General features: G+C 71.5%; 15 protein-coding genes. All 15 read left to right on the top strand.

Annotation, left to right across the window (positions count from 1 at the left end; genetic code table 11):
• The first annotated feature begins 3 nt into the window (after positions 1-3).
• A complete protein-coding gene (locus M3Q23_03975) occupies positions 4-798 on the top strand; it encodes a TylF/MycF family methyltransferase (protein MDP9341270.1) in 795 nt (264 codons plus the stop codon).
• A 52-nt stretch (positions 799-850) separates the two neighbouring features.
• Positions 851-2,653 carry an asparagine synthase (glutamine-hydrolyzing) gene (asnB, locus tag M3Q23_03970; protein ID MDP9341269.1) on the top strand — a complete coding sequence of 601 codons (1,803 nt, stop codon included), beginning with the start codon at positions 851-853 and terminating at the stop codon, positions 2,651-2,653.
• Entirely contained in the window at positions 2,650-3,927 is a 1,278-nt protein-coding gene (locus M3Q23_03965; GenBank protein MDP9341268.1) for a hypothetical protein, read from the top strand. The genes asnB (M3Q23_03970) and M3Q23_03965 overlap by 4 nt, the downstream gene beginning before the upstream one ends.
• Positions 3,924-5,597: an NTP transferase domain-containing protein gene (locus M3Q23_03960; protein MDP9341267.1), complete on the top strand. Its 1,674-nt coding sequence runs from the start codon at positions 3,924-3,926 to the stop codon at positions 5,595-5,597. Before M3Q23_03965 ends, M3Q23_03960 begins: the two co-directional genes overlap by 4 nt.
• The gene (locus M3Q23_03955) at positions 5,594-6,487 is read left to right on the top strand and encodes a sulfotransferase (protein MDP9341266.1); all 894 of its coding nucleotides are present in this window, start codon (positions 5,594-5,596) and stop codon (positions 6,485-6,487) included. Before M3Q23_03960 ends, M3Q23_03955 begins: the two co-directional genes overlap by 4 nt.
• Before the next feature lie 37 nt (positions 6,488-6,524).
• Positions 6,525-6,887, top strand: a complete 363-nt coding sequence (locus tag M3Q23_03950) for a capsular biosynthesis protein (GenBank protein ID MDP9341265.1) — start codon at positions 6,525-6,527, stop codon at positions 6,885-6,887.
• Positions 6,884-7,636, top strand: coding sequence for a glycosyltransferase family 2 protein (locus tag M3Q23_03945; protein ID MDP9341264.1), 753 nt, complete (start codon positions 6,884-6,886; stop codon positions 7,634-7,636). The genes M3Q23_03950 and M3Q23_03945 overlap by 4 nt, the downstream gene beginning before the upstream one ends.
• Positions 7,629-8,711, top strand: coding sequence for a glycosyltransferase (locus M3Q23_03940; protein ID MDP9341263.1), 1,083 nt, complete (start codon positions 7,629-7,631; stop codon positions 8,709-8,711). Before M3Q23_03945 ends, M3Q23_03940 begins: the two co-directional genes overlap by 8 nt.
• 10 nt (positions 8,712-8,721) lie before the next feature.
• On the top strand, positions 8,722-9,948 hold the full coding sequence (locus tag M3Q23_03935; GenBank protein ID MDP9341262.1) for a glycosyltransferase family 4 protein: 1,227 nt from the start codon (positions 8,722-8,724) through the stop codon (positions 9,946-9,948).
• A 40-nt stretch (positions 9,949-9,988) separates the two neighbouring features.
• Positions 9,989-11,401: an O-antigen ligase family protein gene (locus M3Q23_03930; GenBank protein MDP9341261.1), complete on the top strand. Its 1,413-nt coding sequence runs from the start codon at positions 9,989-9,991 to the stop codon at positions 11,399-11,401.
• Positions 11,398-12,543, top strand: a complete 1,146-nt coding sequence (locus tag M3Q23_03925; protein ID MDP9341260.1) for a glycosyltransferase — start codon at positions 11,398-11,400, stop codon at positions 12,541-12,543. Before M3Q23_03930 ends, M3Q23_03925 begins: the two co-directional genes overlap by 4 nt.
• Entirely contained in the window at positions 12,537-13,556 is a 1,020-nt protein-coding gene (locus M3Q23_03920) for a glycosyltransferase (protein MDP9341259.1), read from the top strand. Before M3Q23_03925 ends, M3Q23_03920 begins: the two co-directional genes overlap by 7 nt.
• On the top strand, positions 13,557-14,429 hold the full coding sequence (locus M3Q23_03915; protein ID MDP9341258.1) for a sulfotransferase: 873 nt from the start codon (positions 13,557-13,559) through the stop codon (positions 14,427-14,429).
• 23 nt (positions 14,430-14,452) lie between these two features.
• Positions 14,453-16,453, top strand: a complete 2,001-nt coding sequence (gene asnB / locus M3Q23_03910; protein ID MDP9341257.1) for an asparagine synthase (glutamine-hydrolyzing) — start codon at positions 14,453-14,455, stop codon at positions 16,451-16,453.
• A partial coding sequence (locus M3Q23_03905; GenBank protein ID MDP9341256.1) for a glycosyltransferase family 2 protein occupies positions 16,444-17,497 on the top strand: 1,054 nt, incomplete at its 3' end. The genes asnB (M3Q23_03910) and M3Q23_03905, both read left to right, overlap by 10 nt.

The following is a 17,497-nucleotide window of genomic DNA, read 5'->3' as shown; positions in this document are numbered from 1 at the left end:
CCGGTGGAACGGCGATGGCGCTCGGCGGCGTGGAAGCGGGAGCATCCGCTGTCCCTCGGCGATCGGGCCAGGGGTCTGGCTCGAGCACCACTCGTCTCCGCCGTGCGCGCGGTTCGCCGCGTCGCCGCCGGCCGGCCGCTCTCCTACCTCGACCTCGCCGCGACCTTCACCGCCACGCGGAGCATCGAGGGTGACTACTGTGAGTTCGGGGTGTACACGGGACGTTCGTTCGTTCGGGCGTACCGGGCCATCCGCGCGGCCGAGCGGAAGTCGAAGGGGCCCCCTCGGCGGATGTTCGCGTTCGACTCCTTCGAGGGGCTCCCCCAGCCCGGAACGCTCGACTCGACGTACCCGCACTTCCGGCAGGGTTCGCTCTCCGCAACGGAGGAGGAGTTCCGGGCCAACCTTCGAAGGCACGGGGTGGAGCTGGATCGGGTCCGGGTGGTGCCCGGTTGGTACGACCAGGTCCTGTCGCCCGGCCTGGCCGAGCGCGACGGGCTGGAATCCGTGGCGTTCGCCCTGGTGGACTGCGACCTCTACGAGTCAGCCGTCCCGGTCCTCGAGTTCCTCACGCCGCTTCTGTCCGACGGAGCGGTCCTCGTCTTCGACGACTGGTACCTGTTCCGGGCGAACCCGAGGTTGGGGGTTCAGCGAGCATTCCACGAATGGCGGGAGAAGGAATCCGACCTCGGGGTGTCCGAGTTCCCCTGGGTCCCGGGCTCGTTCCAGCGGGCCTTCATCGTGCACCGGCCCGTGCCGGACGGCTCGGTTCAGGGGCCCGAACGGACGGAGGCGTAGGTTGGGGCGCCGGGTCTGTGCGGAATCGGCAAGCGGGAAGCAGCGCTAGCTGATGTGCGGGATCTCGGGCATCGCGGGCCCCGGGCTCGAGCAGGGCAGGATCGACGCCATGGTCGCGGCCCTGGCCCACCGGGGCCCCGACGACACCGGCACGTACCTCGACCCTTCCGGCGCGGCCGGTTTCGGGCACAACCGGCTGTCGATCATCGACCTGTCGCCGGCCGGGCACGGCCCCATGCCTTCGGCCGACCGTTCGGTGTGGATCAACTTCAACGGCGAGGTCTACAACTACGTGGAGCTGCGGGCCGAGCTGTCCGACTACCCGTACACCAGCCGCACCGACACCGAGGTGGTGCTGGCCGCGTACCTGCGGTGGGGCGAGGCGTGCCTGGACCGCCTGGTGGGGATGTTCGCCTTCGCCATATGGGACGAGCGGTCCCGGACGCTGTTCGCGGCCCGGGACCGGTTCGGCGTGAAGCCGTTCCACTACGCGGTGGAACCGGACGGGACGCTGCTCTACGCCAGCGAGATCAAGGCCCTGCACGCGGCGGGGGTCCCGGCTCGCCCGGACCAGGCCTCGTGGGCCACGTATCTGACGTTCGGGCTGTCCGACCACGGCGAACGGACCTTCTGGGACGGCGTCCGGTCGCTTCCTCCGGGCCACGCGCTGCGCTGGAAGGACGGTCGCCTCACGGTGTGGCGCTGGTACGACCTGGCCGAGCGATCGGGACTCGAGATCGACCGCCGGGACGAGCACGTGGTGGCCGACGAGTACCTCGAGCTGCTCCGGGAGAGCGTGCGCCTGCGGTTCCGCTCCGACGTCCCCGTGGGCATCAACCTGTCCGGCGGCGTGGACTCCTCGACCCTGCTCGGCCTGGTCCAGCAGGTCCAGGGCGCGGACAGCGACGTGGCCGCGTTCACCTTCGTGACGGGGGACGACCGGTACGACGAGCTGCCCTGGGTGGAGCGGATGCTCGAGCGGACCAGGCACCCATCCGTGGTGTGCCGGTTGGACCCCGGGGCCGTCCCGGAGCTGGCCCGATCGGTGATGGTGGCCGAGGACGAGCCGTTCGGCGGGATGCCGACGATCGCGTACGCCCTGCTGTTCGAGGAGGCCCGGGCCCGCGGGGTGACCGTCCTGCTGGACGGCCAGGGCCTGGACGAGCAGTGGGCCGGCTACGAGTACTACGGGCAGCTCTCGGACGGCCCTGGCGCATCGGGCCAGGACGGCTCGGGCCGGAGGGACGGGCACGCGACGGGACCGGTCCAGGCCGGCGGCGACCGGGCCCTGCGGCCGGGGTGCGCCACCGAGGAGTTCCAGGCCCTGGCCCGTTCGGTCGAGCCCCCGACGCCCTTCCCCGACGCCATGCGGAACCGGCAGTACCTGGACGCGACCATCGCCAAGATCCCGCGGGCCCTCCGGTTCAACGACCGCGTCTCCATGCGAGTGTCCCGGGAGCTCCGGGAGCCCTTCCTGGACCACCGGCTGTTCGAGCTGGCGATGCGGCAGCCCGCCGACCGCAAGGTCCGGAACGGCACCCACAAGGCCCTGCTCCGCGACATCGCCGCGCGGCTGGTTCCGGCGGGGGTGGCCGAGGCGCCGAAACGGCCCGTGCAGACCCCGCAGCGGGAGTGGCTTCGGGGCCCGCTCCGCGACTGGGCCGGCCAGTTCATCGACGTGGCGCTTGCCGCGTACGGCGGCGCGTGGCTGGACGCCGACGGGGTCCGGGAGGCATGGCGCGCGTACGCGGCGGGGGAGGAGCGGAGCAGCTTCCACGTGTGGCAGTGGGTGAGCCTCGGCCTGTGGCACGACGCCGTGCTCGTCCCGCGGGCCCGCCAGGCGGTGCCGTCGTGACCGTGCGCCGAATCGCGATGTCCATCACCGAGGGCCGCACCGTCCGCGACCTGTTCGCCAACGGCGTGCTGGACCTCCTCGGCGACGCCGGGGTCGAAGTTGTCGTGTTCACGGAGGCGGTCACCGTGCCGCAGTTCGTGTCGGAGTGGTCCCGTCCCCACGTCCGGTTCGAGCCGTTGCAGCCGGCCGAGTCCAACGCGTGGCGCTCCCGGGCTTACTGGATGCGCCGCCGGGTGGCCCGGACGGGGAGGCCCGCCCTGATGCGCCGGTTCCTTGCTTGGGAGGAGCGCCGCCTGTACCGCTCGGCCCCAGAGCTCGTCGACGCGCTGCGCCGGGTGGACCCGGCCGTGGTGGTCTCCACCCACGCCCACCTGTACGGGGAGTCGGAGCTGCTGGCGGCGGCGCACTCGCTCGGCATCCCCACGCTCGGCCTGGTCCGGAGCTGGGACAACGTCCACAAGGGCATCCACGCCCGGCCCCAGCGCTTGCTGGTGTGGAACGAGATCAACCGGGCCGAGGTCGTCGAGCTGGAAGGGTACCGGCCGGCCGACGTCGAGGTGATCGGGGCTCCCCAGTTCGACCCCTACTTCGCGCCGGATCTTTTGTGGCCCCGGGAGAAGCTCGCGGAACGGTTCGACCTCGACCCCGAGCGACCCATCGTCCTGTTCGCCACGGTGGGCTACTTCATTCCCGGATTCGACGAGACGTGCTGGATGGAGGAGCTGGTCCGCCTCCTGGATTCCGGCCAGATCCCGGGGCGGCCCCAGGTGATCTGCCGGCTGCACCCATGGTCGCGCCTGGAGCACTTCCGCAAGTACGAAGCCCACCCCGACGTGCGGCTCTCGTCCGTCGAGCGCTACCTCCCCGCGCTCACCTGGTACATGACCCGGGAGGACGTCATCGAGGTGGGGAACATGCTGGCCCACGCGGACGTGGTGATCACGCCCGGCTCCACCATGACGCTGGAGGCCGCCATCTTCGACCGCCCCACCGTGGTGCCGATCTTCCACACCTACCAGCCCGACCGGGCTAGGAAGTACTTCAGCACGTGGGCACTGGGCAAGCACTTCGGGCGGATCGCCGACCTGGACCTCGTGCCGATCGTCCGGGACCCGGACGGGTACGGCCCCGCCATCGTCCGGGCCATGCAGGACCCGTCGTGGTACCGCGAAGGCCGGGAGCGGCTGGTGCGGGACTACGTCCCCTACACCGACGGGCGGTCCACGGAGCGGTTCGTCCAGGCCATCTGTCGCCGGGCGGGGTGGTCCGCGTGAGCCCGGCGGTGGCCAGGGGGCCGGAGCGGGTCGTGGAGCAGCTCGGCGGCTGGACCATCGTGCTGTGCGCCGGGCCCATCAACTACACCCACCTGCCCATCGGCACCAACGTCTCCAACGCCATGATCCCGATCAACGGCCGCCCGGTCATCGGGTGGATCCTGGACGACCTCCTGCGCAAGGGCATCGACCGGGTCGCCGTGGTGGTGCGGGCCGACGACGCGCGGTGCCAAGCGTTCGTTCGCCGGGCCTACGGCGGCAGGATGGAGCTCCGCGTGACCACCCTCGACGGCGGGACCATCCTGCACAGCCTCCAGGCCGGCCTGCGGGCGGCGGGCGTCCAGGACGGCTCGGTCCGGGTGGTGCTGGGCGACACCCTGATCCGGGACCAGTACGACGCCGACGTGGACTTCGTGTACGTGGCCTCGGTGGAGGACTCCAGCCGGTGGTGCCTGGCGGTCACCGACGCCCAGGGCGTGGTCACCGACTACATCGACAAGGAGGAGCTGGTGCCGGGACCGAAGTCGGCCCTGGCCGGCTACTACCACTTCGCCGACGGCTCCACGCTGCTCGGCCTGGTGGACGAGTCCGTCGACGCCGGGGAGCGGGAGCTGTCCGCCGTGCTCCGCCGCTACGGCGCGGTGCATCCCATGACGGCTCGGGAGGCCACGAACTGGTACGACTTCGGCCACATCGACGGGCTGGTGGAGGCGCGCCGCCAGCTCATCCACTCCCGGGCCTTCAACTCGCTCGAGGTGAACCCCATCCTCAACACCGTCACCAAGGTGAGCCGGGACGACAAGCTCCGCGACGAGTGGAACTGGTACCAGCGCATCCCGGACGAGCTGAAGGTGCTGGCCCCCCGTATCGTGGAGTTCCGGGAACTGGACGGGCAGATCCGGATGGTCCAGGAGTACTACGGCTATCCCAGCCTGGCCGACCTGTACGTCTTCGGCGACATCGCCCCGGAGACGTGGATGTCGATCCTCCGGCAGGTGCTCCGGATCCACGAGGAGTTCCGCCGGTACACCGGCGACCTGGAGCCCGAGGAACTCCTCACCATGTACGTGGACAAGACCTGGAAGCGGCTGGCCGAGCTCCGCGAGCAGTCGCCGGCCTGGGTGTGGATGCTGGAACGGGACGAGATCGTGGTCAACGGCAGGCCGCTGGCGGGCCTCTCGGCGATCGAGGACCGCATCCGGGAGCGGGCCGAGTCGCTGGCGCTGGGGGCCGAGGTCTGCATCGTCCACGGCGACTTCTGCTTCTCGAACATCCTCTACGACGTCCCGAACCAGATCCTTCGCCTGGTCGACCCGCGGGGGAGCTTCGGCCGCCGCGGGATCTACGGCGACTCCCGGTACGACGTGGCCAAGCTCCGGCACAGCGTCGGCGGGCTGTACGACTTCGTGGTGTTCGACATGTACCGGCTGGTCGAGCGGGACGGCGCGTTCACCGCCGACGTGTTCGCTCCGGAGACCACCCGGATCGTGGCCGACTACCTGGACCGGATGGTGGTGGCGGCCGGCTACGACCTCGACGAGATCGCGTTCGTGGAGGGGCTGCTGTTCCTGTCCATGCTCCCGCTGCACGCGGGGGCCGAGGACCGGCAGAAGATGATGTACCTGACCGCCCTGTCCCGGTTCGACCAGACCCTGGCTTCCGTGCCATGAGCCGTTCCGACGAGCAGGCGCTGGCCTCGGGCGGTGGTCGCGCCGCCGCGGTGGCCGGCCGCCTTCCGAACTTCTTCGTGATCGGCGCGATGAAGGCGGGCACGTCCAGCCTGTACCGCTACCTGTCCGCCCATCCCGAGGTGTTCCTCCCGGCCGAGACCAAGGAACCCGCCTTCTTCGCCCGAAACTGGCGCCTCGGCGTCAACTGGTACCGATCCCTGTTCGAAGAGGCCGGCGAGGCCGTGGCGGTGGGGGAGGCGTCCACGTCCTACAGCAAGTTCCCAACGGTCACGACCGTGCCCGAGCGCATGGCCGGCCTGGTCCCGGAAGCCCGGCTGATCTACCTGCTCCGCGATCCGATCGAGCGCATGAAGTCGCACTACGTCTGGCTGACGGTGCACGGGACCGAGACCCGCCCCATCGACGTGGCGCTGCTGGAGGAGCCCGCCTACGTCGCCGTGAGCAGGTACGCCTTGCAGATCAAGCGGTTTCTCCCCTATTACGGCCTGGACCGGTTCCTGCTGATCACCTCGGAAGCGCTCCGGGCGCAGCGGGAGGCCACCCTGCGGCGGGTGTTCGAGTTCCTGGGTGTGGATCCGGCCTTCCGGGTTCCCGACATGGAACGGGAGTTCAACCGGACCGGGGGGCGGCGATCGGGTGGGGCCATCATGCGCGCGGCGCGCCGGCTGCCCATGGCTCGGCGGCTGTCGGTCGAAGCTCCGCCGGCGCTGCGACGGGTCGCGGCCCACGTCCTGACTCGGGAGGAGCCGGCGCCTGACACGACGCTCCGCCCGGAGACCGATCAGGAGCTCAGAGAGCGACTGTCGGGGGACGTCCGGCGGCTCCGTGAGTACATGGGACCGGGGTTCGACGGCTGGGGGATCGCATGACCCGCTGGTTCCCGCCCCTTCGAGCTGGAGGTGATGCATGCGGATCGTGATGGACCTCGACGGCGTGATCTGTCCGGTGAAGGACCCCGACTCGTCCTACGCCGACCTGGAACCGCTCCCGGGAGCGGTGGAGCGCATCTCCGAGCTGCGGGCGGCGGGGCACTCCCTGATCGTCGTCACGGCCCGCCACATGGCCACGTGCGAGGGGAACGTGGGCCAGGTGGTGAAGCGCATCGGCAAGCTCACCCTGGACTGGATGGACCGCCACGGCGTGCCGTACGACGAGTTCCACTTCGGCAAGCCGAACGCGGAGGTCTACGTCGACGACCGGGCCCTCCGGTTCGCCGGCTGGCCCGAGCTGACCGACGAGGCGCTCAGGAAGGCGGCGGCGCCCAGGTGATCGTGGTCGTGCCCATGGCCGGGCGGGGGAGCCGGTTCGCCGGACACGCCGGCGACCTCCCCAAGCCCCTGGTCCCGGTGGCGGGGCGGCCCATGGTCCGGTGGGCCCTGGACAGTCTGGCCGGGCTGGACCCCTCCCTGGTGGTGTTCGTTGCGCTGGCGGAGCACGACGCCCGGTTCGGCCTGGGGCGGCTGCTCCGGGAGTGGGCGCCTCCGGGGCGCACCGAGGTGGTGTGGCTCGACGACGTGACCGAGGGGCAGCTGTGCACGGTGCTGGCGGCCCGGGCGTTCATCGACGCCGACGAGGACCTCTTGGTGGCGAGCTGCGACACCCACGTCCGCTCGCGGCTGGGGCGCGACGTGGCCCGGCGAGATCCGCACTGCCGCGGGCTCATCTCCGTGGCGTCGATGCGGGGCGACCACTGGAGCTTCGCCCGCCTCGGCGACGACGGCCACGTGGTGGAGGTCGCGGAGAAGGTCCGGATCTCGGAGTGGGCCAGCACGGGGCTGTACCACTTCTCGAGCGGGCGGGAGTTCGTGTCGATCGGACAGGAGATGGTGGACGGGGGCGAGCGGACCAGGGGGGAGTTCTACGTGATCCCCGTGTACGGCCGGTACATCGAGCGCGGATTGCAGGTGGACGTCTCCGTGGCCGGCGAGGTGTGGGACATGGGCACCCCCGCCGGCGCGGCCGCGTTCGAGGAGCACGTGTCCGCAGGCGCGCAGGCGGCGGAGGGACCTCGTGGCTGACCGGCCGCTCTTCTCGATCTGCATCCCGAACTACAACTACGGGCAGTACATCGCCGACACCATCCGAAGCGTCCTGGACCAGTCGTTCCAGGACTTCGAGATCGTGGTGTGCGACAACGCGTCCACCGACGACTCCGTGGCCCGGGTGAAGGCGATCGGCTCCGACCGGGTGCGGCTGTACCGGAACCGCTACAACATCGGCTTCGCCCCCAACCTCCAGCAGGTCACGCGGCACGCCCGGGGGGAGTTCGTCAACCTGCTGTCCTCGGACGACCAGATGAAGCCGGGCGCCCTGGAGGCCTACGCCGAGGTCATCGACAAGGTGGGCCCGGACCGGGACCGGTTGGTGCTGATGTCGGACGCCGAGGGGTTCGACAACGAGGACCGGGTCACCCGCCAGATCCGGAAATCGCAGCGGAGCTTCGCCCGCAGGAGCCTGCCTCCGGACGCCCCGGAGGAGCCCGGCCCGCTGTTCTCGCTGCACCGGGGGCACGACGTCCTGCGGGACCGGATCCGCCAGCTCGACGCGGTGGGCGTGTTCTGCTCGATCGCCTACTCCCGGTCGCTGTGGGAGTCGGTGGAGGGCTACAACTCGGCCAGGACCATCGGCCCGGACAAGCACTTCAGCTACAAGCTGCTGTCGCTCGACCCGGTGGTGGCCTACGTGCACCGCCCCTTGTTCCGGTACCGCGACTACGTCTCGGCGAACCGGGCCGCGGTCCAGACCACCATCCGCCACCCCGTCGACGACTACCTGAACGTGCTGGAGTTCGGCACCGACGCCTTCCTGGGACCGCTCGGCCTGCGGCGAGAGGACCTGGTCGAGGCGTTCGTCCGGCGAACGCTGCTGGAGGCGCTCGCCGCGATCGGGCAGGGACAGGACCGGATGGCCCGGCGGCTGTTCGCGTTCGCCATGTCCACCTTCCCGCTGGAGACCATGAAGAAGGGGTACGCGTACGGGCTCATGCCGCTGCTGGCCCTGGGCCCGGCGGCTCGAGCCGTGGCGCCTCCCCTTCGCCGGGCGTGGGTCCGCGTGGCCCGCAAGGAGCCCGGGGTCCGGGTTGGCCGGCGATGAGGCTTGGAACATGACCACCACCGTGCTCCATGTCCTGAACGATCCCGTGGGCGGGGCCACCCAGGGCGTCCTCGAGCTGCTGCGGGGCCTGGAGGGGAGCCGGTACCGGTCCGTGGTGGTCTCGCCTCGCGAGCCGGCGCCACCGAGGCGGGCGGAGATCGAGGCGGTGGCCGACGAGCTCCACGTCGTCCCGATGACGTGGTGGAACAGCAAGGTGGGCCTGCCGGCCTGGTACCGCCCGGTGGGGTGGGCAAGGAGCGCCGCCCGGACCGGCTTGCACGCGGTGCCGGTGGCCCGGCTGGCCCGGCTGATCCGGTCCCGGCAGGTGGATCTCGTCTACACCAACACGGCCATGGTCCTCGACGGCGCTCTCGCCGCCAGGCTCACCGGGCGCCCGCACCTGTGGCACGTGAAGGAGTGGATGGGCCGGGGGGCCCGGACCCGGTTCCCCCTTCCCGACCGGGCCCTGGTGCGGGTCATGGGCGATGGCCTGTCGAGCCGGGTCGTGGCGATGACGGAGTTCATCGCGGAGGTCTTCCGGCGGGAGGGCGCGGGCGGACGGGTCCAGGTCGTCTACGACGGCGTGGACGTGGCCCGCTTCGGCGCCGACAACGGAGGCGAGGGTCTGCGACGCGAGCTGGGGCTCCGGCCGGACGAGCTCCTGGTGGCGATGGCGGCGGCCCTTCGCTCACCCTGGAAGAAGCACGAGCTGTTCGTGGCCATGGCCGCCCGGCTCGCTCCCCGGCTTCCCGACGCCCGGTTCGTGGTCTTCGGCCCGCCTCCCCGGCGCTTCCGGAATCCCGCGTACAACGGCGGGTATCACCACCACCAGCGGCTGATCGAGATGGCGAGGTCGGCGGGCATCTCGGACCGTATCTCGATCGGGGTGTTCTGCCCCGACATCCCGCGGATGATGGAGGCGGTGGACGTCCTGGTCCACCCGTGCGACATCGAGCCGTTCGGCCGCGTGGCCATCGAGGCCATGGCCGCCCGGCGCCCCGTGGTGGGGCCGGACCGGGGCGGTATCGCGGAGAGCGTCGTGCACGGGGAGACCGGCCTCCTGGTGCCTCCCGACGACGTGGGGGCGTTGGCGGACGCGACGGCCACGCTGGCCGGCGATCCGGGCCTCCGGACACGGATGGGCGAATCCGGGCGGGAGCGGGCGGAGACGGTATTCTCCCTCGAACGCCACGTCGGTGAGATGACGCGGGTGTACGAGGAGGCCCTGGCGGGGTGAAGGTGGCTCACGGAGCGCGTGACGTGGCGGGGGGACACCGATGAGCACGATCCCCCTGGGGCGCCGGCACCCGAGCGTCCACGCATGGGTGGTCCTGCTGGGGTGTCTGGTGGCCGCCGTGCTGGGCGTCGGGCTGGGCTCGCGCGGGACCTACGGCCAGGAGCTGATCGTCTTCCTCGTCGCGGGAGCCGCCGCCGGCGTGGCCATGGTGCTCCGGCCCGTGTACGGCCTGGGGCTGTTCGCGGCCGCGGCCAGCATCACCGACATCCTGCCCTCCGTCTCGTTCGCCAGCTCCGCGCTGGTGCTCCTGGGTGCGGGCGCGTTCTTCGCCTTCATCGTGAACTACCTGCTGGACCGGGAGCTCGCGCTGAAGTGGCACGGGGCGCACCTCGCCGCGATTGCGTTCATCGCCTGGTTCTCGGCCACCAACCTGGAGTTTGCCCTCCACGGCCCTCCCCGGGACTGGCTCCTGACCTATGTCCAGCTGTTCGCGCTGGTGTGGCTGGCCAGCCAGATCCTGAGCTCTCCCGGTCGCCACCGCACACTGATGTGGTTCTTCTCGGCAGGGGCCGTCGCATCCGCCGCAATCGCGCTGGGGCAGGTGGCGGTGAGCGGATCCTTCAACACCAGCATCCGCGCTGCGGGCCTCCTCGGCGTGAACTCGTCGGCCCGGTACTTCGCGGTCGCCTTCGTCCTGCTCGTGTACCTGGCCACGGTTTCCCGGGGGGTGTGGAAGCTGGCCGCGGTGGGAGGCGCGGCCATGGTGGTGGGGGGCGAGGCCGCGACGCTTTCCCGGACCGGCCTCCTCCTGCTGGTCCTGGCCGTGGGGATCCTGCTGTGGGACCGGTTCCGGGCCGGACAGCGCCGGCAGGTCGTGGCCGTGGTCGGCGCGCTCGCCGTAGCCGTGCTGTTCATCCCGAAGAGCTACCTGTCGGTCGAGCTGCCGAGCTTCCAGTCGGAGTTCAGCTCGTCCTCGGGCAACGACTCCACCGCCATCGTCCGGCTCCAGTACTGGAAGGCGGGATACGAGATGTGGCTCGACCATCCCATCGACGGAGTGGGGATCGGGCAGTACAACTACGAACTCCCGAACTACGCGCCGTTCACCCTCTCCCCGAAGGACCTCGACAACGGCGCCCACAACATCTACGTGGCGGTGCTCGCCGAGACCGGGCTGGTGGGGCTGCTGCTCTACCTCTGGCTGGTGGTGGCCTCGTATTCCGCTGTCCGGCGTGCCCATCTGAGCTACGACGCGGAGTCGCGGGAGATCGCCCGCACCTGGCAGATCGCCCTCATCGTGCTGTTGCTCGGTGGCCTCACCAAGCACGACCAGTACGACAAGTTGCTGTGGATGCTCTTCGGCGCCTGCGCGTCCTTCGGGGCCGGCTATCGCCACTACCTCCGGCGACCCGCGCCCGCCGGGGACGCGGCCGCCCCGGCCCCTGTCGGGTGACCGGCGCGGCCCGACGCCCGATCGGGGTCGCGCTCCTGGTCGAGTCCCTGCGCTCCGGGGGCGCCGAGCGCCAGCTCACGGAGCTCGCCACCCGTCTGGACCGGGACCGGTTCGCTCCCCGCGTGCTGGTGTGGCAGGAGAACGACTTCTACGGCGGGGCGCTCCGGGAGACCGGGATCGAGGTGATCGGGTACCGGCGTCGTGGCAAGCTCGATCCGGTCCCCACGGTGCGGGTGGCCCGGTGGCTCCGCTCCGGTGAGGTGCGCATCGCCCACGGGTTCGACGACACGGGCAACCTCTACGCGGCGCTCGGCCGGTGGATGGCCGGGCGGGGCGTGGCGATCGCGGCCGAGCGGAGCGAGGAGCGTCTCCTGGGCGGGCTCTCCGGGCTCCACAAGGGCTGGGGGCACCGGCACGCCACGGTGACCGTGGCGAACAGCCATTCCGGCGCCGCCTTCGTGACGAAGACGGCCGGGCCACGGGCTCGCGTGGTGGTGATCCCCAACGGCGTGGACCTGCAGCGGTTCCGGCCGGGCGATCCGGGGGAGCGCGAGCGGGCTCGGCGGCGGCTGGGGTGGCCCCTGGAGCCCCGGGTGCTGCTGACCGTGGGAACGGTGCGCCGGGTCAAGAACCACCTCGGCCTGGCCATGGCCCTGGAGAGGCTGGAGTCGCTGGACGGGTGGGAGGCCCGCTGGATCGGCGTCCGGGATCCGGACTACGCCGAGATGGTGGAACGGTACCTGCGGCGGCCCCGCCTCTCCTCGGTGGTCCACCTCCACGACCCGATCCCCAACATCGAGGACGCGTACCTCGCCAGCGACGTGGTGGTGCTGTCCTCGCAGCACGAGGGGACCCCGAACGTGGTCCTGGAGGCGATGGCGTCCGGACGGCCGGTCGTCGCGACCGCGGTCGGGGACGCCCCCCGGTACGTCGAGGACGGGGTGACCGGGTGGCTGGCCCCCTCGCCCGATCCCGCGTCGATCTGCCGGGCCCTGTCCGCGGCGATCCGGTGCACCGCCGAAGAGCTGACGGCCATGGGGGAGAAGGGGCGGCTCCGGATGGAGGAGCTCGGCATGGATGTCGAGACCCTGGTTCGCCGCCACGAGGAGCTGTACGAGCGACTCCTGGTGGGGGCATGGTGACCTCCCGCCCGCTGTCCGTCCTCATGGTGACGAGCGAGTGGCCCACGGCAGAGCAGCCGCTGCTGGTCCCCTTCATCGTCCAGCAGGTTCGGTTCCTGCGCGAGGCGGGGGTGGAGGTCGACGTCTTCCCGTTCCGCGGGGCGAGGAGCCCCGGGAACTACGTCCGATCCTGGCGGAGCCTCCAGCGGCGGGTGGGCGCAGGCCACCACGACCTGATCCATGCCCAGTTCGGCCAGGCCGGCGCGCTGGCGGTCCTTCCCAAGCGACGCCCGCTCGTCGTGACGTTTCGGGGCGACGACCTGGAGGGCATCGTGGGGGACGACGGCCGGTACCTGCTGGCCGGACGGGTCCTGCGGCGGCTGAGCCAGCTGGCCGCCCTTCGTGCCGATGCGACCATCGTGGTGGCCGACCACCTGGCCCGGCACCTTCCCCGGCGGCCCTCCGCCGTGATCCCGAGCGGCATCGACCTCGAGGTGTTCCGGCCCATCGAAGCGACGGGGGCCCGGAGCAGCCTCGGGCTGCCGGCCGGGGAGAAGCTGGTCCTGTTCGTGGGGGACCCCGACGAGGCCCGCAAGCGGGTCTCGCTCGCAGAGCAGGCCGCTCGGATGGCCGGGGCAGACCTGGTGGTGGCCTGGGACAAGCCCCGGGACGCCATCCCCGTCTACATGGGCGCGTGCGACGCGCTGGTGTTCACCTCGATGCACGAGGGATCGCCGAACGTCGTGAAGGAGGCCCTGGCCTGCGACCTTCCCGTGGTCTCCGTGGACGTGGGCGACGTGCGGGAGCGCCTGGCGGGGGTGGAGGGCTGCGTGGTGAGCGCCGACGACCGGCCCGAGACCCTGGCCGAGGCCCTGCGCGGGGTCCTCGATCGAGGCGGAAGGGTGGATGGCCGGGCCGCGGTGCGAGACCTGGACGAGGCGGCCCTGACGGCCCGGGTCGTCGAGGTCTACGAGGGGGTGCTGGCGCGAGCGGGGCGAGGGCGCCGCGCGGCCTCCCTGACCAGGGGAGGGTGAGTGGGCGGCGTGGTGGTGGTCCTGTCCACGCCCCGGGCCGGGAGCACGTGGCTGTCCCGGGTGCTGCGGGCCCATCCGGACCTGGACGTCCACGGGCAGCTCACCAACGACAACCACAAGCTGTACCTGGCCACGCCGCTGCGGGCCCTGAACCCGTTCGGCGACGACTACGTGTCGTTCGACCGACGGCCGTCGGGGGTGCGCCGCGCGCTGCGGACCCGCCTGCTGCACGCGCTGTACCGGTCGAACGGCGCCGGGCGGACGGTGGTCCTGGCCACCCCGTCCACCTCGGTGTTCGTCCCACTGTTCCTGGACGCGTTTCCGGAGGCCCGGTACGTGCATCTGCACCGGAACCCCTTGGACGTTGTGGCGTCGTTCCGCGGCTTCATGGCCAGGAACGCTGAAGGGTACGGGGACCGGTTCCGGACCCGGCGCCGGCACGGCACGGTGGAGGGAGCCCGGTCGGTGGCCGTCCACGGGTTCCATACGCTGCGGTGGACCCGGCTTCCGTACCCCGGGTACCTGGCCACCCGGCCCCGCGGGTTCCAGGAGGCCTCCCGGCTCCCGGAGCTGGACTTCCTGTGCTGGTACTACGCCGAGTACGAGCGGGAGATCGCCACGGCGCTGGCCCACGTCCCTGAGGGGCGGAGCCACGAAGTGCGCTATGAGGACCTGGTCGAAGACTTCGAGCCGACGGTGCGCGGGCTGCTGGCGTTCGTCGGCGTGGAGGCGCCGTCTGGGTACCTGGAGGAAACCGGGAAGACCGTGAAGCGGGACTCCGTGGGCCGGTATCGGACCAGCTTCACCGAGGAGGAGCTGGACGAGGTCAGGCGGGGCATGGCCCGATTTGGGGTCGAGGTGGGCACGCTGTGAGCCCCGGCGGGAGGTCGGAGTAAATGTGCGGGATCGCGGGCCTGATCGACCTGGCGGGGCGGCCCATCGACGCCGCCCTGCTGGCCCGGATGACGGACGTCCTGGCGCACCGTGGCCCCGACGGCCGGGGGCTGCTGCTGGCCCGTCCGGCGGGCGCCGCGTTCGACAACACGGTGGTCCGGACCCTGGACCGGGCGGGCGACGCTGCACGGGAAGCCGTCGTGGGGCTGGGCAGCCGTCGCCTCGCCATCATCGACACCTCCGAGCGCGGCCTCCAGCCCATGGTGGACCGGACGGGCTCGGTGGCGCTGGTGTTCAACGGCGAGCTCTACAACTTCCGCGACCTGCGACGGGAGCTGGAGGCCCGCGGCTGCACGTTCAGCTCCGGCACGGACACCGAGGTCTTCCTGGCCGCCTACCTGGCGTGGGGCGACGGCTGCCTGGACCGGACCAAGGGCATGTTCGGGTTCGCCTTGTGGGACGGGCGGACCGGCAGGCTGCTCATCGCGAGGGACCGGTTCGGGATCAAGCCCCTGTACTACACGCGGATCGGCGACCGGGTGGCGTTCGCCTCGGAGATCAAGGCCCTGCTGGAAGCGCCATGGCTTCCCCGCATCGCCCACGACGACGCCGTGACCGAATTCCTGGTCCACGGGAACTGCGACTTCGCCGACCGCACGGTGCTGCGCCACGTGCACTCGCTCCCGCCCGGCCACAAGCTCGTCGTGGACCTGGGGCGGCGGGACGTCGCCGTGAGCCGGTACTACGCGCTGCGCGTCGACCCGGACGGGAACGTTCCCGACGCCGAGAAGCTGGAGCAGCTCCGGGACCTCCTGGAACGCTCGGTCCGGGACCACCTGGTCAGCGACGTCCCGGTGGGAAGCTGCCTGTCCGGCGGGATCGACTCTTCCTCGGTGGTGGGCCTGATGGGGAAGATCCTGCGGGAGCAGCCCGACGCGGCCACCTCGCTCGGAGGCCGGATCCACACGTTCACCTCGTCCTACGACGACGACCCCTCGGTGGACGAGCGCCGGTACGCGCTGCCGGTGGCGGGCGCCGTGGACGCCGAGACCCACCTGGTGTTCCCCACCCCGCAGGACTTCGTCGAGCAGTTCCCGAAGATGACCTACCACTTCGACATGCCGTTCGGGACGCTCAGCTTCTACGCGCAATGGTGCGTGATGCGCGCGGCGAAGGAAGCCGGGATGACCGTGATGCTGGACGGGCAGGGCGGCGACGAGGTGTTCGGGGGCTACGGGAAGTTCCGGTACGGGTACCTGGCCTCCCTGCTGCGGTCGGGACGCGTGCCGACGCTGGCCCGGGAGGCCGCGGCCATGGTCCGGCAGGGCGACCGCTACCTCCTGGACATCCGAAACGGGTACCGGTACCTCCCCTCGAGCGTGCGGCGGCGCCTGGGCGTGGACTCGCTGCTGGCCCGGTCGCTCCGGCCGGGCCTGGCCGTCGCTTCGGCCGCCACTTCCAATCCGGCCACCCGATGGTGGGCCAACGCCCGCGCCCGAAGCGGCACCGGTGATGGCGGCCTCACCGCGGTGCAACGGCTTCAGGTGGACGACATCACGCTGGACACGCTGCCGCAGCTGCTCCGGTACGAGGACCGCAGCTCCATGGCGTTCTCCATCGAGGCCCGGGTGCCGTTCCTGGACCACGAGGTCGTGGAGTTCGGCCTGTCGCTCCCCGACCACCTCAAGATCTCCGGCGGCTGGAGCAAGTACGCCCTCCGCCAATCCCTCCAAGGGGTCCTCCCGGACCTCGTCCGGACGCGGAAGACGAAGCTCGGGTTCGCCGCGCCCGACCAGCGGTGGCTGTCCACGGACCTGCGGCCGTTCGTGCTGGAGATGCTCTCGGGGGAGCTCCGCTCCGACCGGTACGTGGACGGAAGGGTATTGCGACGGGACTACGCGGCGACGGCCGGGCGGAAGGTGCCCACGGAGGCCTATCTCGGGCTGTTCAGGGCGGTGTCCCTGGAGATGTGGATGCGGACCTTCGAGGTCTCGTGCGAGTAGAGGAGCGCCCGCGCCCCCTCGAGGCGGCGGCCGCCGACGGGCCGCCGTTCGTCACCGTCGTCATGCCGGTGCGAAACGAGGCCCGGTACATCGAACGAAGCCTGGGCGGCGTGCTGGCGCAGGACTATCCCGCCGACCGCATGGAGGTCCTGGTGGTCGACGGCATGTCCACCGACGACACGCGCGACGCGGTGCGCCGCCTGGCCGAGCGGACCCCGGCCGCGGCGCCCGTTCGGATCCTCGACAACCCGTCCCGGGTGGTCCCGGCCGCGCTCAACATCGGCATCGAGGGAGCCGCCGGGGAGGTCGTCGTGCGGGTGGACGGCCACTGCGAGCTCCCGGCGGACTACGTCAGCCGGTGTGTGGATCTCCTCCGGGAGACCGGCGCCGACAATGTCGGCGGCCTCCAGGTGGGGGTCGGCGACGGCGTTGTGGGCAGGGCCACGGCCCTGGCCGCGAACTCGCCGTTCGGGACGGGCGGGGCGGCGTTCCGGACGTCGGAGCGGCCCGGCTGGGTGGAGACCGTGTACCTGGGGGCCTGGCCGCGCGACGTGTTCGCGCGGATCGGGGGGTTCGACGAGGAGATGGTCCGCAACCAGGACGACGAGCTCAACTTCCGGCTGGTGCAGTCCGGCGGCCGGATCTGGCTGGATCCGTCGATCCGCTGCACGTACCACAGCCGGGAGCGCCTGGGGGCGTTCTGGCGGCAGTACTACCAGTACGGGAAGTACAAGGTGCGGTTGATGCAGAAGCGGGGTGCGCTCCCGGCCTGGCGGCACGCCGGACCGCCGGCCTTGGTCCTGGCCGTGGCGGGAAGCCTCGTGCTGGCCGCCGGGACCCGCCGCCCGGGCTGGGCCGCCGCCGTGCTCGGTCCGTACGCCGCCGCGAACCTGATGGCCAGCGTGGCCGCGGCACGCCGGGACCCTCGGGCGCTCCCCGCCCTGCCGCCGGCCTATGCGTGCATCCACTTCGGCTACGGGCTGGGGTTCCTGGCCGGCGTGTGGCGGTGGCGCCGGCTCTTCGGGCGGCGCCGGTCCCCCGGCC

This window comes from Actinomycetota bacterium (assembly GCA_030774015.1).
GTDB lineage: Bacteria > Actinomycetota > UBA4738 > UBA4738 > JACQTL01 > JALYLZ01.
This window is presented reverse-complemented; position numbering and strand designations above follow the sequence as displayed.

Bases quoted from the DNA above. Each gene is read 5' to 3' on its own strand.
- asnB (MDP9341269.1), top strand. From the start codon at position 851: ATGTGCGGGATCTCGGGCATCGCGGGCCCCGGGCTCGAGCAGGGCAGG.
- M3Q23_03955 (MDP9341266.1), top strand. From the start codon at position 5,594: ATGAGCCGTTCCGACGAGCAGGCGCTGGCCTCGGGCGGTGGTCGCGCC.
- M3Q23_03950 (MDP9341265.1), top strand. From the start codon at position 6,525: ATGCGGATCGTGATGGACCTCGACGGCGTGATCTGTCCGGTGAAGGAC.
- M3Q23_03935 (MDP9341262.1), top strand. From the start codon at position 8,722: ATGACCACCACCGTGCTCCATGTCCTGAACGATCCCGTGGGCGGGGCC.
- M3Q23_03930 (MDP9341261.1), top strand. From the start codon at position 9,989: ATGAGCACGATCCCCCTGGGGCGCCGGCACCCGAGCGTCCACGCATGG.
- M3Q23_03920 (MDP9341259.1), top strand. From the start codon at position 12,537: ATGGTGACCTCCCGCCCGCTGTCCGTCCTCATGGTGACGAGCGAGTGG.
- asnB (MDP9341257.1), top strand. From the start codon at position 14,453: ATGTGCGGGATCGCGGGCCTGATCGACCTGGCGGGGCGGCCCATCGAC.